This window comes from Acidimicrobiia bacterium, assembly GCA_036396535.1.
GTDB lineage: Bacteria > Actinomycetota > Acidimicrobiia > Spongiisociales > UBA5794 > DASWKR01.
Genome location: DASWKR010000025.1, coordinates 41,753 through 65,340, shown reverse-complemented (window position 1 = coordinate 65,340; position 23,588 = coordinate 41,753). Strand labels below are relative to the sequence as shown.

Annotated in this window: 19 protein-coding genes; 12 read left to right on the top strand and 7 right to left on the bottom strand. The window is 67.3% G+C overall.

Annotated features, from left to right (window positions below):
- The first annotated feature begins 102 nt into the window (after positions 1-102).
- Entirely contained in the window at positions 103-465 is a 363-nt protein-coding gene (locus VGC47_03935) for a PRC-barrel domain-containing protein (GenBank protein HEX9854440.1), read from the top strand.
- A 53-nt stretch (positions 466-518) separates the two neighbouring features.
- Here VGC47_03935 and VGC47_03930 read toward each other — a convergent pair whose 3' ends face one another.
- Positions 519-1,526, bottom strand: coding sequence for a LacI family DNA-binding transcriptional regulator (locus VGC47_03930; GenBank protein HEX9854439.1), 1,008 nt, complete (start codon positions 1,524-1,526; stop codon positions 519-521).
- Between the two features lie 149 nt (positions 1,527-1,675).
- Between VGC47_03930 and VGC47_03925 the strand changes: the two genes are divergently transcribed.
- The 6 genes from VGC47_03925 (at position 1,676) to VGC47_03900 (ending at position 11,933) form a co-directional block, all read left to right on the top strand.
- Positions 1,676-3,028: a maltose ABC transporter substrate-binding protein gene (locus VGC47_03925; protein HEX9854438.1), complete on the top strand. Its 1,353-nt coding sequence runs from the start codon at positions 1,676-1,678 to the stop codon at positions 3,026-3,028.
- Between the two features lies 1 nt (position 3,029).
- Positions 3,030-4,655 (top strand): maltose ABC transporter permease MalF, encoded by a 1,626-nt coding sequence (gene malF / locus VGC47_03920; GenBank protein HEX9854437.1) that lies wholly within the window; start codon positions 3,030-3,032, stop codon positions 4,653-4,655.
- The gene (locus VGC47_03915) at positions 4,655-5,575 is read left to right on the top strand and encodes a sugar ABC transporter permease (GenBank protein HEX9854436.1); all 921 of its coding nucleotides are present in this window, start codon (positions 4,655-4,657) and stop codon (positions 5,573-5,575) included. The genes malF and VGC47_03915 overlap by 1 nt, the downstream gene beginning before the upstream one ends.
- A 1-nt stretch (position 5,576) precedes the next feature.
- Complete coding sequence (locus VGC47_03910; GenBank protein HEX9854435.1) at positions 5,577-7,457, top strand: glycoside hydrolase family 13 protein; 1,881 nt, start codon at positions 5,577-5,579, stop codon at positions 7,455-7,457.
- Entirely contained in the window at positions 7,454-10,531 is a 3,078-nt protein-coding gene (locus tag VGC47_03905) for a glucodextranase DOMON-like domain-containing protein (protein HEX9854434.1), read from the top strand. Before VGC47_03910 ends, VGC47_03905 begins: the two co-directional genes overlap by 4 nt.
- A 121-nt stretch (positions 10,532-10,652) precedes the next feature.
- A complete protein-coding gene (locus VGC47_03900; protein ID HEX9854433.1) occupies positions 10,653-11,933 on the top strand; it encodes a DUF222 domain-containing protein in 1,281 nt (426 codons plus the stop codon).
- Between the two features lie 40 nt (positions 11,934-11,973).
- Here the strand turns inward: VGC47_03900 and VGC47_03895 are convergent, their stop codons facing one another.
- From VGC47_03895 to VGC47_03885, 3 genes are all read right to left on the bottom strand, one after another.
- Positions 11,974-12,528, bottom strand: coding sequence for an HD domain-containing protein (locus tag VGC47_03895; GenBank protein ID HEX9854432.1), 555 nt, complete (start codon positions 12,526-12,528; stop codon positions 11,974-11,976).
- A complete protein-coding gene (locus tag VGC47_03890) occupies positions 12,525-13,652 on the bottom strand; it encodes a TauD/TfdA family dioxygenase (GenBank protein ID HEX9854431.1) in 1,128 nt (375 codons plus the stop codon). The genes VGC47_03895 and VGC47_03890 overlap by 4 nt, the downstream gene beginning before the upstream one ends.
- A gap of 225 nt (positions 13,653-13,877) precedes the next feature.
- Entirely contained in the window at positions 13,878-14,636 is a 759-nt protein-coding gene (locus VGC47_03885; protein HEX9854430.1) for a hypothetical protein, read from the bottom strand.
- 82 nt (positions 14,637-14,718) lie between these two features.
- Between VGC47_03885 and VGC47_03880 the strand changes: the two genes are divergently transcribed.
- The 3 genes from VGC47_03880 to VGC47_03870 all read left to right on the top strand — a co-directional run bounded on the left by VGC47_03880 (position 14,719) and on the right by VGC47_03870 (position 17,849).
- Complete coding sequence (locus VGC47_03880) at positions 14,719-15,060, top strand: hypothetical protein (protein HEX9854429.1); 342 nt, start codon at positions 14,719-14,721, stop codon at positions 15,058-15,060.
- A gap of 160 nt (positions 15,061-15,220) precedes the next feature.
- Entirely contained in the window at positions 15,221-16,663 is a 1,443-nt protein-coding gene (locus tag VGC47_03875; protein ID HEX9854428.1) for an aldehyde dehydrogenase family protein, read from the top strand.
- Positions 16,664-16,673: 10 nt separating this feature from the next.
- Positions 16,674-17,849, top strand: coding sequence for an acyl-CoA dehydrogenase family protein (locus VGC47_03870; GenBank protein ID HEX9854427.1), 1,176 nt, complete (start codon positions 16,674-16,676; stop codon positions 17,847-17,849).
- Between the two features lie 12 nt (positions 17,850-17,861).
- Here VGC47_03870 and VGC47_03865 read toward each other — a convergent pair whose 3' ends face one another.
- Positions 17,862-19,046: an aromatic ring-hydroxylating dioxygenase subunit alpha gene (locus VGC47_03865; GenBank protein HEX9854426.1), complete on the bottom strand. Its 1,185-nt coding sequence runs from the start codon at positions 19,044-19,046 to the stop codon at positions 17,862-17,864.
- A gap of 41 nt (positions 19,047-19,087) precedes the next feature.
- Between VGC47_03865 and VGC47_03860 the strand changes: the two genes are divergently transcribed.
- Positions 19,088-20,464, top strand: a complete 1,377-nt coding sequence (locus tag VGC47_03860) for an aspartate aminotransferase family protein (GenBank protein HEX9854425.1) — start codon at positions 19,088-19,090, stop codon at positions 20,462-20,464.
- A gap of 174 nt (positions 20,465-20,638) precedes the next feature.
- Positions 20,639-21,751, top strand: a complete 1,113-nt coding sequence (locus tag VGC47_03855; protein HEX9854424.1) for an ABC transporter ATP-binding protein — start codon at positions 20,639-20,641, stop codon at positions 21,749-21,751.
- Between the two features lie 7 nt (positions 21,752-21,758).
- Here VGC47_03855 and VGC47_03850 read toward each other — a convergent pair whose 3' ends face one another.
- Together VGC47_03850 and VGC47_03845 are read right to left on the bottom strand one after the other, a co-directional pair.
- A complete protein-coding gene (locus VGC47_03850) occupies positions 21,759-22,655 on the bottom strand; it encodes an ABC transporter permease (protein ID HEX9854423.1) in 897 nt (298 codons plus the stop codon).
- The gene (locus tag VGC47_03845) at positions 22,652-23,575 is read right to left on the bottom strand and encodes an ABC transporter permease (protein HEX9854422.1); all 924 of its coding nucleotides are present in this window, start codon (positions 23,573-23,575) and stop codon (positions 22,652-22,654) included. Before VGC47_03845 ends, VGC47_03850 begins: the two co-directional genes overlap by 4 nt.
- Positions 23,576-23,588 lie beyond the last annotated feature (13 nt).

Genomic DNA, 23,588 nt, shown 5'->3' with positions numbered 1-23,588 from the left:
GGGGCCTCTCCGAACGTCGCCCGGTCGGCGTGGCCGTCGACGTTTTGCAGCCTCGGCCCTCGGGTAGGTGCCGGCCGCAACCCGAAACACGGAGGCATGCACATGCAGGACCTACGGAGGGTGCTCTCGGCCGGGACCCTTGCTGGTGACCCGGTGAAGAACCCGACCGGCGAGCGCATCGGGGACGTCAAGGAGGTCATGATCGATCTTCCGACGGGCCGGGTGGCATACCTGGTTCTCTCGTACGGCGGCTTCCTCGGAATGGGCGACAAGCTGTTCGCCGTGCCTTGGGATGTCGTCACGATCGACCAGGACGACCAAGCCGTCGTCGTCGACATCGACAAGTCGGAGCTCGAACGTGCTCCGGGGTTCGACAACGAAGCGTGGCCCGACTTCTCGGACGCCACGTGGACGAAGGAGATCCACGAGCACTACGGCGTGCCCTACGAGTGGTATTTGACGTGAGGAACGTCGTCGCCTGACGCTGGCGATCCCCTGACCGCTGCTACGCCATACTCTCAGTGAACCATCGCCGGCGCCGCCCCAGTGGTGGCCCCGGCGATCAATTCCGCCTCGAAGACCTGGGCCTTCGGACGATCACCGTTGAACTGGCCGAGGAGCATCATGGCGACGGTCTGCGCCATCCGATCGACCGGCTGGCGCAGCGTCGTGAGCGCCGGATTGCTCATGCCGAGCAACGGGGTGCCGTCGAAGCCGACGACCGAGAGGCCATCGGGGACCCGCAGTCCCTGCGATTCAGCGGCGGCCACCACGCCGAGGGCCATGAGGTCGCTCCCGGCGACGATTCCCGTGACACCTCGTCGCGTCAACTCCACCGTCGCCGAGCGGGCGCCCTCGACGGTGAACATGGTCTCGATGAGGAGCCGTTCGTCGAACTCGAGACCCTCGCGCTTCAGCCCCGACTGGTATCCCGATGCCAGGTCGAGTGAGCTCGAGTAGTCGAGCTGGCCGGTGACACAACCGATGACCCGATGCCCGAGGCTGAAGAGATGGCGGACCGCGGTCTGGGCGGCAGCGGCGATGTCGACCGTGACCGCAGGAACCGGGCACGGGAAGTAGATGCCGTTGACGAGGACGACGGGAAGCCCATCGTCCAGGAGGCTCTCGTATGCCGCATACCCGATCGTTCGATTGGCGTAGCTGCCGTCGATGACCACCACGCCCGAGGCGCCGATCCTGCTGAAGTGCTCCAGGTAGTCGCGCTCGTGCGCCGTCGTGGGTGTCGCAGGTCCGACGACTGAGAGCAACCCGTGCCTGGCGAGCTTCGACTCGATCGCCTGAGCGAAGAGCGGGAAGATCGGGTTGTCGAGCTCGGGGGTGATGATGCCCACCACGGCCGAGCGCCTGGCGCGCTCCGAGCCGACGTGGTAGCCGAGACGGCTGAGGGCATCGAGAACCCTGCGACGAGTCTCCTCGGCCACGCCGGGACGCAGGTTCAGGACACGGCTCACCGTCGCCTCGCTGACCTCGGCGATCTTGGCGACCTCGTGGAGTTTCGGCTTCACGGCGGCATTGTGACGACCCGGAGCGGCCATTGCAAGAAATGCAAGAACTCTGCAAGAACTTGTGGAAATCTTCCGGCGACCTTGCTTAGATGCGGGAAGCGCAGTGCCATTGTGCGGTGCGCCCATGAGGAAACTCGAGGAGGAAGCCAATGAAGGTCCGCTCAGCGGCCATCGCGGTCCTGCTGCTCGCGCTCGCGCTCATCGCTTCGGCATGCGGTGGCGACGGGACGAGCGAGACGACCGCTGCCCCAACCACCCAACCACCGGCCACCGAGGCACCCACGACCACCGTCGCCGAGACGACCACCACCGTCGCCGAGACGACAACCACGGTCGCCGGCGACACCACGACGACGACGGAGCCGGTGGTTCGCGCCGACGCCGACCTCGTCATCTGGGCGGACGAGACGAAGATCCCCGCCCTCCAGCCGTTCGCCGATCAGTTCGCAGCGGACAACGACCTGACCGTCGCCATCCAGGAGCTTCCGTTCGGGGACATCCGATCCCGTCTGATCGTGGCGGGGCCTGCCGGCGAAGGCCCGGACATCGTCGTCGCAGCCCACGACTGGCTCGGTGAGCTCGTCGCGGCAGGCGCCGTGGCGCCGCTCGACATCTCGAACGTCGCCGACGACTTCAGCGACGTCGCCGTCCAGGCGTTCAACTACGAGGGCACGAACTTCGGTCTTCCGTATGCGGTCGAGAACATCGCCCTGATACGCAACACCGACCTCGTCCCCGAGGCGCCCGCCACGTTCGAAGAGGCCATCGCGATCGGCCAGCAGCTCGTCGCCGACGGCGAAGCCGAGATCCCGCTGGCACTCCAGGAGAACGGCAACGGCGACCCGTACCACAACTACCCGATCGTGACCGCCCTCGGCGGGTACGTGTTCGGGCGAAATGTGGACGGCAGCTACAACGCCGAAGACCTCGGCATCGACAGCGACGGCGGGCTGGCGGCGGCGCAGCAGTTCTCGGAGTGGGCTGCGGAAGGCGTCGTGAACGTCGACGTCACGTACGACGTGATGATCGAGAAGTTCGGCTCCGGGCTCACCCCGTTCGCCATCACAGGTCCGTGGGCGGTCGGCTCGTTCGGAGACGTCAACTACGCAGTCGACCCGTTCCCGCCGCTGGCGGGCGGCACGATGCAGCCGTTCATCGGCGTCCAGGGCTTCATGGTCTCGGCATTCGCCGAGAACCCCCTGATCGCCTCCACCTTCGTGCTCGATCTGATGGCCACGCAGGAAGCCCAGGAGGCGCTGTACGAGGTCGGGGATCGTCCCCCGGCGCACGAGGCGGCGTTCCAGGCGGTCGCAGCCAGCGACCCCGACGTTCAGGGCTTCGGCCTCTCCGGTGCCGACGGCTACCCGATGCCGGCCATCCCGGAGATGGGGTCGGTCTGGCAGGCGTGGACCGACGCCTACCAGCTGATACTCACCGGCGGCGACCCAGCGGAGGCGTTCACGAACGCCGCGGAGCAGATCCGCGCCCTGATCGCCGGCTGACATGACAGACGACGGCCGCGATCCGTCGCCGAGCCTCACCAGTGAGGCGCGACCGGTCGCGGCCGGAGACCTCGAGGGGCGGGGGCCCCGAGTCCCCCGCCCCTCCTTCACGCTCGGATGGGCCCTCAAGGTCCTCTTCCTGGGGTCCGTCAATGCCATCGCCCTCTACGGGGTCACCCAGATGTGGGCCCAAAAGTGGTGGCCGGGGATCGTGGTCGTCACCATCCTCACGCTCGCCATCGACTTCGCCTACCTGTCGAAGCGGGCCATCCCCGCGAAGTACCTCATCCCGGGGACCATCTTCGCCGTGATATTCCAAGTGATCCCAGTGCTCTACACCGGGTACATCGGGCTGACGAACTTCTCGGTCGCCAACCGCCTCACGAAGGAGCAGGCCCTCACCCAGATCAGAGCCCGTGTGTCGAACGTGCCGGGCTCTCTCCAGTACCGGCTCCAGATCGTGGCAGCGGATGGAGGTGCCGGCGAGCTCGCCTTCTTCCTCACCGACCCGGACGGCAACCACTTCATCGGCACGGCCGACGACCTCGATCCCGTACCTCCGAACGACGCTCCGGTCGACGACACCGGGAAGCTCACGGCAGAGGTTCTCGGCTTCAGCCCGCTCGCCCTCCGCGAGATCGCCGATCGTCAGTCGGACATCGCAGCCTTCCAGGTGATCTCGGAGGTCGGGGTCATCCGAACGGTCACCGCAACCACCGCCGCCGTCTACGTGCCGCTCTTCGAGTACGACGAGGACGCAGACCGACTGACGAGCAACGAGTCGGGTGTCGTCTACGGGGCCGTCGACGGGCGGTTCGTATCCCCGGACGGCGAGTCCGTCAACCCCGGCTGGCAAGAGTTCGTCGGATTCGACAACTTCACCAAGGTCCTGACGTCGCAGGCGATCCGCGGACCGTTCCTGCGCGTCTTCGTCTGGAACTACGTGTTCGCGATCCTCTCCGTGATTCTCACGTTCGCCGTCGGGCTCGCCCTGGCCGTCTCGCTCAACCACCCGACGCTCCGGGGCAAGCGGATCTACCGCTCACTCCTCATCGTGCCGTACGCCCTGCCGTCCTTCATGACGGCGCTGATCTGGGCCGGCATGCTCAACCAGGAGTTCGGGATCATCAACGAGACGATCAACGCCAACGTCCCGTGGCTGCGAGATCCGACGCTCGCCAAGGTGTCCGTGCTGCTCGTGAACACCTGGCTGGGTTTCCCGTACATGTTCCTCATCACCACGGGCGCCCTCCAGGCCATGCCGGAGGAGTTGAAGGAGGCGGCGCTCATCGACGGCGCCAATCCGCGCCAGGCATTCCGGCGCGTCGTCTTCCCGTTGCTGATGGTGGCAGTCGCACCCCTCCTCATCGCCTCGTTCGCCTTCAACTTCAACAACTTCAACATCATCTTCCTGCTCAACCGGGGCGGCCCACCCATCGAGGGAGCCCTGACGCCCGCAGGCCACACCGACATCCTGATCAGCTACACGTACCGGCTCGCCTTCGAGAGCGGTCGCGGCGCCCAATGGGGGTTCGCGTCCGCCATCGCCATCTTCATCTTCATCATGGTCGCCGGGGTATCGGCGATCAGCTTCAGACGGACCCGCGCGCTCGAGGAGCTCCACTGATGACACAGGCAACCCCGACCCGGCCGACCATCCAGGCCGGGACGTCGATCCGGCGCCGCCGGCCTTTCCGCAAGTGGTTCCGAGATCTCGGCTGGCGCCACGTCGTCGCCTTCGGCGCCCTCGTGTTCGCCCTCTTTCCCGCCCTGTGGACCATGTCCGCCGCCTTCAACCCACTCGGAACCCTCACGACCCAGCAGCTCATCCCCGACTCGGTGTCGCTCGTCAACTTCAGGGAGTTGCTGTCCGAGGACGTCCCATTCCGTGCGTGGTACGTCAACACGCTCGTCGTCGGAGGGGTCGCCGCGGGCGCCAACATGATGCTCTCGGCGTTCGCCGCCTACGCCTTCTCGAGGATGCGCTTCACCGGAAGGCGGGTCGGACTGCTCACCGTGCTCCTCATCCAGATGTTCCCTCAGCTACTGGCGTTCATCGCCATCTTCTTGATGATGGACTCGATCTCGAACTTCTTCCCTGCGGTCGGCCTCGGAACGCTCATCGGCCTCATCCTCGTGTACATGGGAGGGGCGATGGGGGTGAACACCTGGCTGATGAAGGGATTCTTCGACACCATCCCGAGCTCGTTGGACGAGTCGGCGAAGGTCGATGGCGCAACCCACGGCCAGATCTTCTTCAGGATCATCCTGCCGCTCGCAGCGCCGATACTGGCGGTGATGTTCCTGCTCGGCTTCATCTTCGCCATCAACGAGTACATCCTGGCATCGGCGATCCTCGGCCAGGGCGACCCCAGCCATTTCACGCTTGCGGTCGGCCTCTCCCGCTACCTGCTCGACGGGTTCACGGAACGCTGGGGCCCCTTTGCCGCAGGCTCGATACTTGCGGGTGTCCCGGTGATCATCCTGTTCATCTTCCTGCAGCGCTACATCGTCTCGGGGCTCACCCAAGGCGCGGTCAAGGGTTGACGTGAGCGTCGAGCTCGACTCCGACCACGGCGTTTACGGCTCGCCGGGAAGCCTCCTCCCCCGCGACATCCGCTTCCGACCGGACGACACCGCGCATTGCTCGCGCCTCGACGAGACGACCTTGTTCTTCCGAGTGCTGGCAGAGCCGGGCCTCGACGACGGATTGCTGGTCGCCCGGGTCGGGAGCACCGTCCTCGGCCACGAGCTCGTGAGGGCCCACGCAGGCGAACGGTTCGACGTGTGGGAGGTGTCCGTCGCAGACACCGGCGAGGCCTTTCTGTACTCGTTCGCATTCAAGGCGCCCGGCGGTGTACCCGTCTATCTCGCACCGAGCGGGATCACCAATGCCATCGAGCGGCTCGACCGCTGGGACCTCGACCCTGCTGCCATCCCGATCCACGAGGTTCCCGACTGGGCCGTCGGCGCCGTCGTATACCAGATCTTCCCCGACCGTTTCGCGGTCGGGGACACTGCGGCGCGGAGCGGCGAGGTTCCGGCTTGGGGATCGGCTCCGAACCCGAGTGACCGGCAGGGCGGCGACCTCATCGGCGTGGCCGAACGCGCCGACTACCTGGCCGACCTCGGCGTCGATGCCGTCTATCTCAACCCGATCTTCACGTCACCCTCGAACCACCGGTATGACACCATCGACTACCTCTCGGTCGACCCACAGCTCGGTGGAACGGAGGCCCTCGACGAACTGGTCGCCACCCTTCACGAGCGCGGCATCCGTGTGATCCTGGACGCCTCCTTCAATCACTGCCATCCCCGCTTCTTCGCCTTCGCCGACGTCGTCCGGCGCGGGTCGAGCTCCCCCTACGCAGGGTGGTTCGACGTCTTCGACCACCCGGCCCGCATCCGACACCGGCCCGGCGTCGTCCCGGTCGGAGGCGTCGAGCGCTCCACCGTCGCCCGTCTCGGGTCGATCGGCGATGAGACGGGCCTGGTCATCGAGGAGGTGGAAGGCGAAGGGCCGGCGATCGAGGTGACATACGACGCTTGGTACGGCGTTCCGTCGATGCCTCGCGTCCATCTCGCCCATCCCGACGCCAGGAACTACATGTTGGACGTGGCCACCCACTGGGTGAAGCGCCACGACATCGACGGCTGGCGAATGGACGTTGCGCGCTACGTCGACACCGACTTCTGGATCGACCTGAGGCGTGTCGTCAAGGCGGTCAAGCCGAGTTGCCTGCTCGTCGCCGAGATCATGGGCGACTCGGGCCGGTGGCTCCAAGGCGACCGGTTCGACTCGGTGATGAACTACACGTTCCGACAGCTCTGCACCGATCACTTCGCCTTGGGTGCCATCGACTCTGGTGAGTTCCTCGACCGCTACATCCGGCTGCTTGCCATGTACTCGCCGCTCGTCACCAGCGTCAACTTCAACCTCCTCTCGAGCCACGACACGCCTCGATTCCTCACGATCGCGGGCGGCGACGAGCGCCGCCTGCTCCTCGCCCAGCTCTTCCAGCTCACCTCGCCCGGGCTCGTCTCGATCTACTACGGGGATGAGATCGGGATGACCGGCGGCGATGACCCGGAGAATCGGGGGGCGTTCCCCCTCGACGCGCCTGATCGGGAGAGCCCGCTGTGGGTGGCGACCCGGGATCTCATCAGGCTCCGTCGCGATCGCTCTGCCTTGCGCAACGGGACGTGGACCTTGCTCCACCACTCAGGGCAGGCGTTCTCGTACAGGCGAGCAGCGGGCGACGAGGTCGTCTCCGTGGCGTTGAACGCCTCCGACGCCCCAGCCTCGCTTCCGCTCGGCCCGGCGGGGCGAGCCGAGTTGTTGTGGGGGGCCGGTGAGGTGCGCGTCGGCGGCGGCGCAGCAGAGGTCGTGGGGCTGCCTCCGATGTCGGGATGCGTGGTGGCGGTGTGACTCGGGCTGCCGGGACCCTCCGGATGGTTGCCGCCTGTGGCGCCTTGCTGGCGACGGTCTCAGCGTGCTCGCCTGCGGCTCAGGAGCAGGGAACCGTCACGACCCACGCCGTGCCGCCGGGGAGCTCCGCTCCCCAAACGACGCAGCCGCCGGACGACTCGGTCTTGTACCTCAACCTCATGTGGCACCAGCACCAGCCTCGCTACCCGCTCGATGTCGACGGGAACGTGTCCCGGCCGTGGGTCAGGGTGCATGCCACCAAGGACTACTGGGACATGGCCGCGCTCCTCTCCGAGTACCCCGACGTCCACGCCACCTTCAACCTGACGCCCGGCCTGCTCCTCCAACTCGAAGAGCTCGCCGACGGGACGAAGGATGCGTACTGGGCCGTTGCGGAGATCCCGAGCGCCGATCTGACCGACGAGCAGCGTCGCTTCGTGCTGCAGCGATTCTTCGACACGAATGGGCGGGTCGTGGCCCGGTTCCCTCGCTACCAGGAGCTTGCCGGCAAGCGGGCGGCGGCAGGAGGCGAAGATGCGCCGGTCGATGTCTTCGACGACGCCGAATACCGGGACCTCCAGGTGCTGTTCAACTTGGCGTGGACCGACCCGTCGTTGCTCGCTGCGAGCCCGCTCGATTCGCTGGTGGAGAAGGGCCGGGACTTCGCCGAGAGTGACAAGGCGATCCTCTTCGAAGAGCAGCTCCGCATCATCCGCGACGTGATCCCTCTCCACGCTCGGATGTGGGAGTCCGGACAGATCGAGGTGACGACGACTCCGCTGGCACATCCGATCCTTCCGCTCATCGCCGACACCGACCTGGCGACGGTGGGAGACGCGGCCGCCGTCCTCCCGGACGCTCGGTTCCGTCAGGTCCAGGACGCCGACCTGCAGGTGCAGTACGGCCTGGAGACGGCCGAGCGGCTCCTCGGCCGCAGGCCGACGGGTATGTGGCCCGGCGAAGGATCCGTCGCCGAGCTGATCATGTGGCTCTTCTCCAAGAACGGGGTTCGGTGGGTGGCGTCGGGAGAGGAGGTGCTCGCCGGCAGCATCGGGCTCGGCTCGTTCTCGAGATCCGCCGACGACACGGTCCAGGATGCCGACCTCCTGTACCGGCCGCGCCTCGCAGACGTGACCAACCGAGACCCCGTCGCCATGTTCTTCCGCGACGGCTTGCTCTCCGACCTGGTCGGCTTCGAGTACTCGGCTGTGCCGGCCGAGGCGGCGGCCGACGACTTCATGCGACGGCTCGAGGCGATCCGCGCCGAGCTCGCAGCCCAGGGCGCGTCGGATCGGCCGCACGTGGTCTCGGTCATCCTCGACGGCGAGAACGCCTGGGAGCACTACGAGAACGACGGTATCGACTTCCTGCGGGCCCTCTACGAGCGCCTCAGCGACAGCGACACCATCGAGACGACCACGCCGAGCGAGTACCTCGACCGATTCGGGGAGCCCGAGATCGTGTCCGAGGTCTTCCCCGGCGCCTGGTTCCAGCCCAACTTCGCGACCTGGATCGGCGAACAGGAGGAGGCGACGGCGTGGGACTACCTGGCGCGGGTCCGGGACGACCTCCGCCTCGCCATCGGTTCGGGTGTCCACTCCACCGCGCAGGTCGACGCCGCCATGCGCTCGATGCTGTTCGCCGAAGGATCCGACTGGTTCTGGTGGTTCGGTGCCGACCAGGATTCCGGCCAGGACGGGTACTTCGACGGGGCTTTCCGTGAGCTCCTCGGCGGCGTATACGACGGTCTGGGCCTCGCCCGTCCCGCGCTCATCGGCGTACCGATCATCCCGAAGGCGCCGGTGGTCGCCGACGCCTTCCCGAGCGAGCTCTTGTCCGTGGCGATCGACGGGATCGTCGGGGACGAGGAGTGGCGAACGGCGGGCCGGTACGAGGGAGGAGACGGGCAGATCGCCCGTCTCTCCTTCGGATACGACACTGCCAACCTGTTCATCAGGATCGACTTCGGCACGTCAGGGCCGGGCCCGGTGGAGCTGTACGTCGGATCGCCCGGTATGGAGAGGACGCGCGGCACGACCCTCGACGGCGCAGTTCTCGGACACTCGGCCGGGGCACTCGTGCTGTGGGCGCCGGACGACGGGGATGCGGCGTGCGTGCTCACCGGCCTTCCCGAGGTAGGCGACGAGGACCGCCTCGGAGAGTGTCGAATGGACGCAGCAGGATTCGACGGGACATCCGTGGAGCTCGCCGTCCCGCTCGACGACATCGGCCCCGTCGAGGCGGGCGACGGTGTGCTCTTCAGCGCCATCTCTCCGGACGGGTCACGCCTCCCTGGAGACGGTCCGGGGCTGGCGGCTGTGCCCGACATCTCCAACGTGGAGGCCTTCCTCGAGGTCATCGATCCCGCCGAGGACGACCACGGCCCCGGGACGTACGTGTACCCGACTGACGCCGTCTTCGACGAGCGGAGCTTCGACCTCACGTATTTCGAGGCAGGCACCGAAGGTGACGACATCGTGTTCACGTTCGAGATCGGGACGGCGATCGGGAACCCGTGGGGCTCGCCGAACGGTCTCGCCCTCCAGACGCTCGACATCTACGTCGACGTGGATCCCGGCGCAGGAACGGGCGCCAGGGTCCTGTTGCCGGGGAGGAACGCAGCACTCGAGGAGGGGAACGGCTGGGAATACGGCATCACCGTGGAGGGGTGGGAGCCCGCCGTGTACGTGGCGAGTGTCGGCGGCACGACGACGGAGACGAAGCCTTCGTTCAGGGTGGCCGTGCTCGGTGACCGAGGCAAGGCGATCGTTCGGATCCCGAGGTCTGTCTTCGGGGAGGGAGACCCGTCCACCTGGGGCTATGCCGCAGCCATCCTGAGCCAAGAGGGATTCCCTTCGCCCGGGGTTCGTCGGGTCCGCGACGTCGGCCCGTTCGCCGAGCAGTGGATCGCCGGGGGCGCGACCGACGGCGACAACCACACCCGCATCTTCGACCTCGCCTGGCCCGACGTTGGCGTCCAGGAGATCCTGCTGAGCGACTATCCCCCGCTCCGCGGGTCTGCCGACGACTTCGGGCCGGACGACCTGCCGCAGGTTCCCTTGTTGCTCCGCTGACCCCCCGGCCGGGCAGAGCGGAGGCCTCGAGGCAGTCCATTGTAGATGGTGCTTGTTGCCGCTTGTCCTTGTCATCTGCTCGTAGTATGATCGAACACATGTTCGCTGAAGTAAGGCCATCGTGAAGACCGCCACGGCTGAGGTCGTCCAACTCGGAGGGGTGATCCCTGCCGGTCTGGACGACATGCCACCGGGACCCGAGCTGGCGGCGGTCTTGGGATCGATCGACGTCGCCACGCTTCCCGGCCGTCATCGGGTGACCGTGTTGAAGGCGCAGCAGCGCATGGTGTCGCATTACCAGGCGGCGTCGTACCGCACGATGGGCAGCATCGTCGACAGCGAGGCGGACGTCGAAGGACTCACCGACCCGGTGTCGTGTGCGGAATCGGCTGCCGCGGAGATCGGGTTGGCGTTGCGCCTCACCAGGCGATCGGCCGACATGGAGCTCGACCTGGCGTTGGACCTCAGGGATCGTCTGCCGGCCGTGTGGCACGCGCTCCACGTCGGGATGGTGGATCTGCGCCGCGTCCGGGTGCTCGTCTACGGCACCGGCCACGTGTCGGACTCGACGGCTCGCGAGGTCGTCGGACCGCTGCTCGAGGCCGCGGGGATGCTCACGACGGGCGAGTTGAGCGCTCGGCTGCGACGCCTGTGCATCGCGAAGGACCCGGACGACGCTGCCCGCCGCTACGAGCTCGGCATCGATGCTCGCCGCGTCGTGGCAGAGCCGGACCCGTCCGGGACATGTCACCTGCTCGGTCTCGATCTCCCTCCCGATCGGGTCGCGGCGATCACCGGCAGGCTCGATCGCATCGCCCGCAACCTGAAGAGGGCGGGCGAGGCTCGCAGCATGGACAACCTGCGTGCCGACGCCTTGCTCGACCTGTTGGACCCGGCTCGGCAAGGCACCTGCAACGCCACGGAGCCGAGGGGTGTCGTGGAGATCACCGTCGGTCTCGACACGCTGGCGCGATTGTCGGACGATCCCGGGGATCTCGCAGGGTATGGCCCTGTCCTGGCCGACATCGCCCGTCAGGTTGCAGACCGCCGGCACGACGCCCTGTGGCGGTTCGTCGTCACCAACACGGACTCGGGCATACCCATCGTCACCGGGACCACGAGGCGTCGACCGACGGCGAGTCAGCGCCGGGACGTCGCAGCGCTCAACCGCACGTGCGTCTTCCCGGGATGCCGCATGCCGGCGTCCAACTGCGACGCCGACCATCGCACCAGATGGGTCGACGGCGGCGCCACGCGGGTCGACAACCTCGCCCCTCTATGCCGCCGCCACCACCGCATCCGCCACTCACCGGGATGGGGCTACGAGCGCCTGCCGAACGGCGACTATCTGTGGACGACCCCACTCGGCCACATGTACACCAAGAGCGGGCGCCCTCCTTGATGGCACGTCACCGCGGCCGCCGACCTTCCCCGGCGTCAGGTCACGGTGTCGGCCACCGTCGCTCGCCGAGGAGACGCCGGACGATCGGCTCGAAGAACTCGAGCGGCAGCGTGTCGTAGTCGGGGTCGAAGCAGTTCTGGTCGAAGTCCCGGCAGAAGTCGACGGTGTCGTCGTACCACTGATGGTCGACGTAGCGATCGCGGGCGTTCCGGTCCTCCCCGAAATGATGGAAGTAGTAGTAGCCCTGGAACAGGCCATGGTGCTTCACGATCCAGTAGTTCCTCTCGGACACGTACGGCCGCAGCAGCGCGGCGGCGACCTCGCTGTGGTTGAAGGGCGCCAGCATGTCCCCGATGTCGTGGAGGAGGCAGCAGACGACGAACTCTTCGTCCTTGCCCGCCCGGTGGGCTCGAGTTGCAGACTGGAGCGAGTGCCCGAGCCTGGTGATCCGGTACCCGGAAGGGGTGTCCATGGATCGCAGCCAATCGAGCACCCTGTCCGGGAAATCGGCGTGTTCCCTCTCTTCGATGGCGGCCAGGTACTCGTACTCCTCCTTGGTGCCGTCCTCCATGCGGATGAAGTCGACGGTCCTCATGACGGTCCTCCGATCGAAGCAGGACGCGGCTGATGGATGCCGAGCAGGACGCGGCGTCTCGCCATGAGGTCGTCGAACTCCATGTACACGTCCTGGAGGTGCCGGGCGCCGCTCCCGACGACGAAGCCGCGTCGCCCGTGGAGCACCCGGTGCCCATGCACGGTGAGCAGGTCGCCGTTGCTCGTCTTGAAGGTGTTGCGGTACTCGGCCGAGTCCATCATCCGGCCGAGCTTCCGGTACGCCTCGTAGAACGGCGCAACGTCCTCGAACGGCAGATCCAGCGGTTGAGCGAGTTGATTCGAGAACCGGATCGTCGACACCCGGCCGGCGGTGTCTAGCTGGATCATCGGAGCGACCGCGTAGGTGTCTTCCGTCGCCGAGAACAGCTGGTAAGGCACCGGGCACCTGACGAGGACATCGAATGCCTCAGGATCCTGGCGGCGGAGATCGTCGACCACCCTCCACCCGTCGACGACGATCGACTCGCCGCCCTCCGCCTCGTTGACGAGGAAGTGGAGGAGCTGAATGCTCGGCGGCCAGTGGTACGAGGGAAAGTCGGCGTGCGGCTTCAGCTCGAGGTTGGTGTGAGCCACGTTGTAGCCCGCCGGGTCGTGCATGACGTTGTGGACTCGCTCGAATGCCACCTCGCGCACGTGGCCCAGCTTCTCGGCGAATCGCTCGACCTCGTGATCGACACTCGGGACGCCTGTCACGAGCGCAACGCCGAGGTCGCGGATGGCGTCGAGGTAGGCCAGTTGCCCGGCCGACGTCCCGACGACGGCTTCGTGCTCGAACCGAGGCACCTCGAGCGAGGAATCCCACAGGGTCGGCTCGTGGGCACGTAGTTTCCTGGCATCCGCCGAGTAGTCGTGCCTCCGCAGCCACTCGTGGTTGAACGTCGACACGTGCCCGTCGGACCAGCCGACCTCGATCCCACCCTCCACCGGTGCGGCGCTCACGATGGACAGTTCGTCCGGGATCTCGGCGGTGAACAGCCGCCGTTCGGCCGTCTGCGTGACCCGGCAATCGTCACACCAGCAATTGTCGCGCAGCCAGACGGTGTGGAAGCGCGACGTCCGGTCGCCGAGATCGACTGCGACGACTCCTCTATCGACGGTGACCATGTGCCCTCCGGTGAACGACCTGAAGTCTCGAGGATTCTAGGGAGTCTCGATCTGCGAGCTGAATGGTCGTTCAAGGCTATCCGGTCGGCCGGTCGGCTCACCAACTCGGAAGGGAGCCGCCCATGTGCCCTCCGGTAGACGGCCTGAATGGTCGTTCAAGGGTATCCGGTCGGCTCCACCTGGCGGGGATGCGGCCCTCGAGGTGGGCGCGGTCGCGCCGTGAGCTCAGTCCGGCGTCCGCTCCCACACGTCGAGCCACGAGCTCGGCAGGGAGCCGCCCTCGTCGACGGCGGCTCCCAGCGCGCCGTTGACCGTCCGGCGGATGCCGCGGGCCACCCGCTTCACCCATGAGACGACGGTGACGATACCGGCCACGAACAGGCCGAGGAACACGAGACCGCCGAAGGCGGAGCCGAACAACGACGCGATCAAGAATGCGCCGACGATCCATCTCCACGCTTTCAAGCGCGCCGGCCGGGTGTCGACGTCGACGCCCACCAGGTGGCGATCAGGTCGGTTCTGGGTGACCGACCACACCTCGATCGGCCCTCCCGAGCCACCACCCACCCACGCCACTCGCCGGCCGGCGGGGTGCGGCGCTCTCTCCGACCGGAGCTGGCTCCTGATGCGCTCGACCACCTCGTCGAGGCTGCCCGACGCGATCACGCCGCCCCGGATGACGCCGGGCATCGTGGCCCACTCGACGGCCGTCGCATTGTGGTCCTTGTCGGTGTCGAGCTCCTCGAGGATCGCCTTCTTGAGAGAGTCCTCGGTGATCCCCACCTCGGCAGCGACGTCTCGCAGCGTGTCGTAATCCATGGTGTCGGCCGCTGCTTCGGCGGCGGCGCGTGCTTCGCTGTCGAACTCGATCGCCCGGCCGAGCACCCGGTTGGCGAGCGGAAGGGTGAGCGCGTCGAGGCGCTCGGCCAGCTCATCGGTCGCCACCTGTTCGCGCTCTCGTTTGGTGGGCACCTGACGATCCACCGCGACATTCTGCCAGCGGCAGGCCGGGTGTATCTGCCTCCCGTCTACCAACTCACGTTCTCTCGTGAGCGGAAGGAGCGGCATGTCCAGCCTCGTGGTCTCGGTTGCCCTGCTGCTTTGCCTCGCCGGGCTCGACCTCGTCGCCAGCGTGCTCGCCAAGGAATGGTCGACCGGGAGACCGGCCGTCTGGTTCTGGGCCGGCGCCATCGTCCATCTCGCCCTCTTCGCCGTGTACGCCAGGACGCTGACGCTCATGCAGCTCACCGTCGTGACCTTCGGCTGGATCGTGCTCCTCCAGATCGGGGTGGTCCTCGTCGACCGGGCCCGGTACGGGACCTCGCTCGGGGCCGGGCAGCTCACTGCGCTGGTCGCCATGCTCGCCCTGCAGATGTACGTCATGACCGCCGGCCCGTCCCCGACCTGATCCGTCGCCTCCGGCGACGCATCGCCTCTGGCGACGCATCGCCTCCTGCAGCGCCGGATCGGACGCGACGATCGGTACTACGCTCGCCGTCCGGTGCCATGGCGGCCGGCACCTCCCACTTGGACGGCATGCGCACCAGGCCGGTCGGAGAGAGGTCAACGTGACGAGGAAGCTGTTCATCGACGGGGGCTGGGTGGACCCGGCCGAAGGCGAGACGTTCGAGACGCTCGACCCGGCCACCGGCAACGTGATCACGACCGTGGCGGCGGCGACGTCGCCAGATGTCGATCGGGCCGTAGCGGCAGCCAGACGCTCCTTCGACGACGGCCCTTGGGGTCCCGAGTCGGCGCCGCGCCGGCGCGCCTCCATCCTGCTGCGGGCGGCCGAGCTCATCCGAGAGCGCCAGGAGGAGTTGGCAACGATCGAGGTGGCGGACTGCGGCAAACCGATCGGCGACGCACGAGAGGACGTGGCAGAAGCGGCCTACATGTTCGAGTACTACGCCGGGTGGGCAACCAAGGTCATGGGCTCGATTCCACCGATCGGACCCGAGGCGGTCAGCCTGGTCGTGAAGGAACCGGTCGGCGTCGCCGGGCTCATCACGCCGTGGAACTACCCCATCCTCATGGCGTCCCAGAAGGTCGCCCCGGCGCTGGCGGCAGGATGCAGCGTCATCCTCAAGCCGGCGGAGCAGACGCCGCTGACCGCCCTCGAGCTGGCGACGATCCTCGCCGAGGCGGGACTGCCTCCGGGGGTCCTCAACGTGCTGACCGGCTTCGGAGAGACGGCGGGTGACGCCCTCGTGCGCCATCCCATGGTCGACAAGATCTCGTTCACGGGCTCCGTCGAGGTCGGCAAGCTCATCACGAAGAACGCCGCCGACACGCTGAAGCGGGTGACCCTCGAGCTCGGCGGCAAGTCGCCGAACATCGTGTTCGCCGACGCCGACTTCGACGCGGCGATCTCGGGAACATGTGCCGGGATCTTCGGGAACCAGGGCGAGGTCTGCTCGGCGGGAAGCCGGGTCCTCGTCGACGCCACCCTCTACGAGGAGGCCCTGGCCGCCTTCACCAGGGAGGCGCACTCCATCAAGCTCGGGAGCGGCATGGACCCCGACTCGACCATGGGCCCGCTGATCACCGCCGAGCATCGCGACAAGGTCGTCTCGTACATCGGGTCCGGCAAGGAGTCGGGCGCCCGGCTGGCGTACGAGGGCTCCCTGCCCGTCGACGACGGCCTGGCGGGAGGTTTCTTCGTCCCTCCGACGATCTTCGCCGACGTCGACAACGACATGGAGGTCGCCCGTGACGAGATCTTCGGCCCGGTGATGGCGGTGATCCCGTTCCGAGACGAGGACGAGGCCGTCCGGATCGCCAACGACACCCGCTATGGCCTGGCGGCGGCCGTGTGGACCTCCGACATCAAGCGCGCCCTGCGCATCGGTAGGGCCCTTGCCGCGGGCGTCGTCTGGGTGAACGACTCACAGCCGGCGCCGACGGAGTCGATGTGGGGCGGCTACAAGCAGTCGGGGGTCGGCCGGGAGCTCGGGCCCTGGGGCATCGAGGCGTACCTCGAAGAGAAGCAGATCTACATCAAGCTCTAGGAGAGCACTCATGGCACTCGACCTGTCCCCGGCGGATCGCGAGGTCCAGGCGCGGGCCCGCTCCTTCGTCGACGACGAGTTGATCCCCTGGGAGGTGCACGCCGAGCTCCACGATGGCGAGGTGCCGCCCGAGGTCGGCGAGCGGCACCGTTCGGAGGCCGCCCGTCTCGGATTCAGGGCGATCAACATGCCGGTCGACCTCGGCGGGGGCGGCTACACCGTCCTGCAGCAAGCGCTCATCCAGGAGCAGACCGGCCGTGTCACGAACGGTCTCGGGTGGGTGGTGTCGACCCCGGCAGGCTGGCTTCCGAGGATCGCCACCGACTACCAGATGGCGAGCTACGTGCTGCCCACCATCACGGGTGAGAAGCACGAGTGCTACGCCATCACCGAGGAGGGAGCGGGCTCGGACGTCGACGCCATCGAGGCGACCGCGGTCCATGATGGCGACGAGTACGTGCTCAACGGCGTCAAGTGGCATGTCACATCCGCCAACTTCGCCGACTACGTGTTCTTCCAAGCGAAGCTCGGCGACGGTCCCAACGCCGGGCGCCACGCCATGTTCATCGTCGACATGGACACCCGAGGCGTGCGCTGCGTGCGGGTGCCGGCCTACACCCACACCTATGCCCACCACCATTGGGAGATGGCCTTCGAGGACGTGCGGGTCCCGGCCGCTCACCTCGTGGGCGAAGAGGGCGACGGTATGGCGTTCACCCACGAGTGGTTCCGTTACGAGCGGGTCATGATCGCCGCCCGCTGTTGCGGGGCGGCCGAGCGGCTCATCACGGAGGCCATGGCCTTCGCCGAGGATCGCAAGGCCTTCGGGTCGCCGATCGCCGACTACCAAGGCGTCCAGTTCATGCTGGCCGACAGTCTCACGGAGCTGCTGGCGGCCCGGCTGATGACATACGAGACGGCCCGGGCCATCGACGGCGGCGCCGAGGTGAAGCTGGTCCACGCCATGTGCTCGATGGCGAAGCTGTACGCCTCCGAGATGGCGAACCGGGTGGCAGACAGGGCCGTCCAGATCTTCGGAGGTCGGGGCTACATGCGGGAGAACGTCGCCGAGCGCTTCTTCAGGGAGCTGCGGGTCGACCGAATCTGGGAAGGCACCTCGGAGGTCCAACGCGTGATCATCGCCGACCAGCTCCGCAAGCGGGGCGTCGACGCTCTGATCGGGTGAGCCGCCGGCCGGTCAGGCCTTGACCCGCTGCGGGGGCACCACCGGCGGGCTCACTCCCCTGCCCAGGTACGCCTCGGCGACCATGCGCTGGAACTGGTAGAGCGTCGTCTCCCACACGCTCAGGGGGCCCGGCCGGTAACCGCCGCTGCGAATGCCGCGCTGCACACCCTCGCACGCCGCCCAGTCCTCCCGATTCGTGACGTCCCAGAAGTCGACCGCGTACGCCGGCGAGAACCCGTCCGACGACACTGCCTCGGGATCGAACAGCCAATCGCATCGGATGTGGGTCCGGTCGGGGGCGAGCGGCGTGAGCACGTGGGTCATGACGTAGTCGGCGTGGGCGCTGATGAGGATGTTCGGCCACAAGGCGATGTACAAGACCTCACGTGCCAGCTCGTCGTCGACGCCGCCGAGCCGCACGCCCCCGGACGTGCCGTCGAACGACATCGTCTCGACGCCGTCCATGAGGTCGAGCGTGCCCCCCGACCACAGCCCAGTCGTTCGCAGGTCGTGGCCGCTATCGGGCGGCGACACCTTGCAGAGCGCCGGGTGGATCGTCGAGCAGTGGTAGCACTCTTGGTAGTTCTCGACGATGAGCTTCCAGTTCGCCTCGGCCACATAGTCGTGCGACGCCGCCCGCGTCAGCCGCTCCGGCTCGTAGGGCGCCACCACATCATCGAGATTTCCGACGTGGTCGGCGAGCGCCGGGCCGTGCTCCGAGTAGTCGACGAAGAGCCAGCCGCGCCACACCCCGGAACGCACCTCGACGAGCGGCCAGTCCGTGGCGTCGAAGTCCGGCGCCTGGGTGAACGTCGGGGCGGTGCGCAACGTGCCGTCGAGGCGATATGCCCACGAGTGATACGGGCAGCGAATCTGCCTGGCGTCGATGGCCGCTCCCTCGGGGAGGAGCTCGTGCCCCCGATGCCGGCACACGTTGCGAAAGCCGCGCACCTCACCGCCGGCGTCCCGTGAGACGAGCAGCGACCCCGACAGCGTCGGCAGGGCCACGATCTGGCCGGGCTCGAGCAGGTCGTCGACGCGCCCCACGCACAACCAGCTGCCGAAGAGGTGCTCGACCTCCCAATCGAAGACGGCCTGGTCGGCGTACGCACCGGCCGGGAGCGTCCTGCTCGTGCCGAAATCGGCGATGACGCGCTCGAGATCGCCGGCAGCGAGTGGGGCGACGGGCGCGCTCATGGATCTCAGTATAAACTGAACAGCGGTTCAATGGAGGGCTGATGCAGACCACGACCGCCGCCCGAGACATCGCGGCAGCAGAGCGGATCATCGCCGACGAGCGAGACCGGTTCCGGGATCGCATGACGACGTCTGGGCGCCTGGCAGAGACCGCCAAGGCCCACCTCGCCGGCGGGGTGACGTCGAGCTGGCAGATCTCACGCCCTCACCCGATCTGGATCGAGCGAGGGAAGGGCTCGCACGTCTGGGACGTCGACGGCAACGAGTTCGTCGACCTCCACGGCGGCTACGGCGTGATGCTCGTCGGTCACGCCCACCCTGCGATCGTCTCGGCCGTTCAGGAGCGCGTCGAGCAGGGTACGCATTTCGCCCAGCCGGCTCCGGACGCCGTGGTCGTCGCCGAGAGGCTGGCCGACCGCTACGGGCTCCCGCAGTGGCGGTTCGGGAACAGCGGCACGGAGGCGACCATGGACGCCGTGCACCTGATGCGGGCCGTCACCGGGCGGGACGTCATCCTGAAGTTCGAAGGCGCCTACCACGGCCACCACGACTCGGTTCAGGTGTCGTCGTGGAACGAGGACGAGGACGAGCTCGGGCCGTCGCGCCGACCCCGCAGCGCCGCAGCATCGGCGGGCATCCCTGAGGCGATCGTCGAGCTCACGCTGGTGGCCCCCTTCAACGACCTCGAGGCCGTCGAGGCGATCTTCGCGGCGCGCCGCGAGGAGATCGCCGGGGTGATCATCGAACCCGTGCTGATGAATTGCGGCATCGTCCTCCCGGAGCCGGGCTTCCTCGAAGGTCTGCGGACGGTCACGGAGCGCTACGGCTCCCTTCTCGCATACGACGAGGTGAAGACGGGCCTCACGCTCGGTCCGGGGGGCGCCACCCGCCGCTTCGGCGTGACTCCCGACATCGTGTGCCTCGCCAAGGCGCTCGGCGGCGGCCTGCCGATCGCGGCCATCGGCGGGACGGCCGAGGTGATGGGGGCCATCAGCAGCGGCCTCTACGAGCAGGTCGGTACCTTCAACGGCAACCCGCTCTGCATGGCCGCCGCCAAGGCGGTGCTCACCGAGATCATGGTCCCCGAGACGTACGCCCGGCTCTTCGAGATCGAGGACCGCATGCGGAATGGTGCCCAGAGGATCGTCGACGAGTTCGAGCTACCGGCGTACGTCGTCACGATCGGTGCCAAGGGTTGCATCACGTACTCGACGGAACGTGTCACCAACTACCGGCAGTTCCTCACGATCGACGAGCGATTCGCCTATGCCGCCTGGCTCATGCAGCTCAACCGCGGCGTCTTCCTGCCGCCGTGGACCAAGGGCGAGCAATGGCTCACTTCGATCCAGCACACCGACGAGGACATCGACCTCTACCTGGAGACCCTCGAGGCTTTCGGGCGGGCATTCCGCCGCTGAGCAGGCAGGATCGGCCGGCGATAACATCGTCACATCGCCAACGGCAAGAGCAAACGAGAAGCCCTCCGCATCCTGAATCGACGCCTCACCGACGTCGCCTACCGCACCATGATCAACGACACGCACACCGCTCGAGCAGCCCAATCCGGGGCCGCTTGACATAGGAGACAACGGATGAGCGGCGGAGCAGTACAGCTCGTCTCGCTGGAGAAGCGCTACGGCGACGTGATCGCCGTCGACCGCATCGACCTGGTCATCGAGCCCGGTGAGTTCTTCTCGCTCCTCGGCCCATCTGGGTGCGGCAAGACGACCACACTCCGGCTCATCGCAGGCTTCGAACGGCCGACGTCCGGTGAGGTGCGGATCGACGGGATCGACATGTCGCACACCCCGCCCCACGACCGCCCGGTCAACACCGTCTTCCAGAGTTACGCCCTGTTCCCTCATCTGAAGGTGGCCGACAACGTCGGTTTTGGTCTCCGCTACCTCGGAGTCACGAAGGGCGAGGCGAGGGAGAGGATCGGCCGCGCCCTCGACCTCGTGCAGCTCTCCGGTCTCGAGGAGCGCAAGCCGAACCAACTCTCGGGCGGCCAGCAGCAGCGCGTCGCGCTGGCGAGGTCACTCGTCCTCAACCCGTCCGTCCTCCTCCTCGACGAGCCGCTCGGAGCCCTGGACGCCAAGCTGCGCAAGGCGCTCCAGGTCGAGCTGAAGGCGTTGCAGGAACGGGTGGGGATCACGTTCGTCTACGTCACCCACGATCAAGAAGAGGCGCTCACCATGTCCGACCGCATGGCAGTGATGTCGCACGGCCACATCGAGCAGGTCGGCCCGCCCGCAGACGTCTACGAGCACCCGAGCACGGCATACATCGCCGACTTCCTCGGCGCCTCGAACCTGATGCCTGCGCTGGCGGCCGGCCGCACGGCCGAGGGGGGCTGCGCCGTGACGCTCGCCGGCCACTCCCTGGTCGCAGGGGAAGGCGACCTCGACGCCTCGGGCGAGGTGGAGGTGTGCATCCGGCCTGAGCGCGTGCTCATCGAGCGTGGAGGATCGAGCGCCCCGAACGCCCTGCCGGGCACGATCGAGCGCGTCGTGTACGTCGGGCCGGCTCTCCAGGTCTTCGTCGACCTGGGCGATGCGGGAACGATCCAGGTGTCCACCCCGAACGCCGGGAGCGGTGTCTGGTTCGCCCCGGGCGACGCCGTCACGGTGCGGCTCCCGAAGGAAGCCCTGCGGGTGCTGGCAGCCGAGCACGCCGACCTCTCCGAGGTCGTGGAGATCCTCTGACCGAACGTCAGATGTCGAATCGGGAGAGCGCCTCGAGGGCGGTCCCTCCCTTGGTGTCGCCTCGCCTCGTGAGCCGCAACGCCAGCCAAGCGGCCACGACGGCCATCATCGTCGTGAACAGCAGGAGCGACGCCAGGGCGTTCAGGGAGGGAGGAGGCGCCAGCCGGGCCCCCGAATAGAGCCGAACCGGGATCGTCACCGAGGCGGCGTCCCTCACGAGGAATTGGCTGATCACGAAGTCGTCGATCGAGAGGGCGAACACCATGGCGTACGAGGCGAATATCGCGGGCGCCAGCATCGGCAGGAGCACGCGCCGCATCGCCTCCCATTGCGAGGCGCCGAGGTCCATGGCCGCCTCTTCATAGTCTCGCCCGATGGCGAACAACCTCCCGCGTACGATGATCACGACGAACGAGATCGAGAACGTCACGTGCCCGAGGAACTGCGCCCACGTTCCGAACGGGACGAAGTCGTAGAGGTTGGAGAAGACGAGGAAAAGGGCCACCCCCATCACGATCTCCGGCGTCACCAACGGGAACAGCATCAGGAACCCTGCCGGTCTGGCTCCTCGCCCCCGCCAGCGAGCCAAGCCGATGGCGAGGGCGACTCCGATGGGGGTGGCGACGAGCATCGTCAAGGACGCCAGCCGCAGACTCTGGATGAGGGCGAGCCGAAGCGAGTCGTCCTTGAACACGGAGCCGTTCTCGTAGAAGTACCAGCGCAGCGAGAACCCCTGCCAAGCACTGCGTGACCGGCCGTCGTTGAACGAGAACTGCACGGCGATGAGCACCGGGATGATCGACCACAGGATGTAGAAGATGGTGATCATCCACAACATCCTCGGCTGGTCCCATGGGTTCCGGAACCAGCCGCGAATCCGGGCTGCCGGGCTCCGGGTGGTCACTCGCGCGCCTCCTCGGTGACCCTGGCGATGTTGAACAGGTAATAGAGCATGAGCACTGCGACGAACGACATGAGCACGATCGTGAGCGCCGCTCCCCTGCCACCCGCCGAGGTGGTCTGGTTGATGAACTGATCGATGTCGTTGCCGATCAGCCTGGTGCGAGGCGAGCCGGACAACAGCGTCGGCGTGTAATAGTCGCCGAACATCGGGAGCATGATGATCACGAGGCCCGCCAGCATCCCCTGCTTCGACAGCGGCAGCGTGATCCGCTTGAACGCCTGCCACGGCCCCGCCCCCAGGTCGCGAGCGGCCTCGAGCACCCGTTGGTCGATCCGGTCGAGGGCGGCGTAGACCGGCAGGATGAAGAACGGGATGTAGCCGTACACCAGACCGAGGATGACGGTCTCGTGGCGCCCGGACAGCCAGTCGACGGGGCCCACCTGAAATATCCCGAAGAAGTCGTTCACATAGCCGTCCGGGCTCAGCAGGTTCACCCACGCCAGCATCCGCATCAGATAGTTGATCCAGAACGGCGCCAGGATCAGCAGCAGGACGACGCCTCGCCAGCGGCCCGCCCTCCGGGCCACGAAGTAGGCGACGGGATAGCCGATGAGCATGCACATCGCCGAGGCGGCTGCGACGTAGACGATCGTCCGGGCCGCCGTCTTGCCGAGTTGGCCGCCAAAGAGGTCTCCGAGGACATCCCCGAAGACGCTCAGGTCCCACTGGAGCGGGTTCCACTCAGGTCTCGGTTGCAGGAAGATCGGATCGAGCTTCCCCATCGCCACGGCCAGGATGGCGTAGAACGGGACCAGGAAGAGCAGCGCCAGCCAGATGAGCCCGGGGGCTGCGAACGCAGGCCAGACCCACCGCTTGATGCCGACAGCCTCGCTCTCCGATCCCTGGATGTTCGAGGCCATCTGGCGAGATCCT

Bases quoted from the DNA above. Each gene is read 5' to 3' on its own strand.
- VGC47_03935 (HEX9854440.1), top strand. From the start codon at position 103: ATGCAGGACCTACGGAGGGTGCTCTCGGCCGGGACCCTTGCTGGTGAC.
- VGC47_03925 (HEX9854438.1), top strand. From the start codon at position 1,676: ATGAAGGTCCGCTCAGCGGCCATCGCGGTCCTGCTGCTCGCGCTCGCG.
- malF (HEX9854437.1), top strand. From the start codon at position 3,030: ATGACAGACGACGGCCGCGATCCGTCGCCGAGCCTCACCAGTGAGGCG.
- VGC47_03915 (HEX9854436.1), top strand. From the start codon at position 4,655: ATGACACAGGCAACCCCGACCCGGCCGACCATCCAGGCCGGGACGTCG.
- VGC47_03895 (HEX9854432.1), bottom strand. From the start codon at position 12,528: ATGAGGACCGTCGACTTCATCCGCATGGAGGACGGCACCAAGGAGGAG.
- VGC47_03890 (HEX9854431.1), bottom strand. From the start codon at position 13,652: ATGGTCACCGTCGATAGAGGAGTCGTCGCAGTCGATCTCGGCGACCGG.
- VGC47_03880 (HEX9854429.1), top strand. From the start codon at position 14,719: ATGTCCAGCCTCGTGGTCTCGGTTGCCCTGCTGCTTTGCCTCGCCGGG.
- VGC47_03870 (HEX9854427.1), top strand. From the start codon at position 16,674: ATGGCACTCGACCTGTCCCCGGCGGATCGCGAGGTCCAGGCGCGGGCC.
- VGC47_03865 (HEX9854426.1), bottom strand. From the start codon at position 19,046: ATGAGCGCGCCCGTCGCCCCACTCGCTGCCGGCGATCTCGAGCGCGTC.
- VGC47_03860 (HEX9854425.1), top strand. From the start codon at position 19,088: ATGCAGACCACGACCGCCGCCCGAGACATCGCGGCAGCAGAGCGGATC.
- VGC47_03855 (HEX9854424.1), top strand. From the start codon at position 20,639: ATGAGCGGCGGAGCAGTACAGCTCGTCTCGCTGGAGAAGCGCTACGGC.
- VGC47_03845 (HEX9854422.1), bottom strand. From the start codon at position 23,575: ATGGCCTCGAACATCCAGGGATCGGAGAGCGAGGCTGTCGGCATCAAG.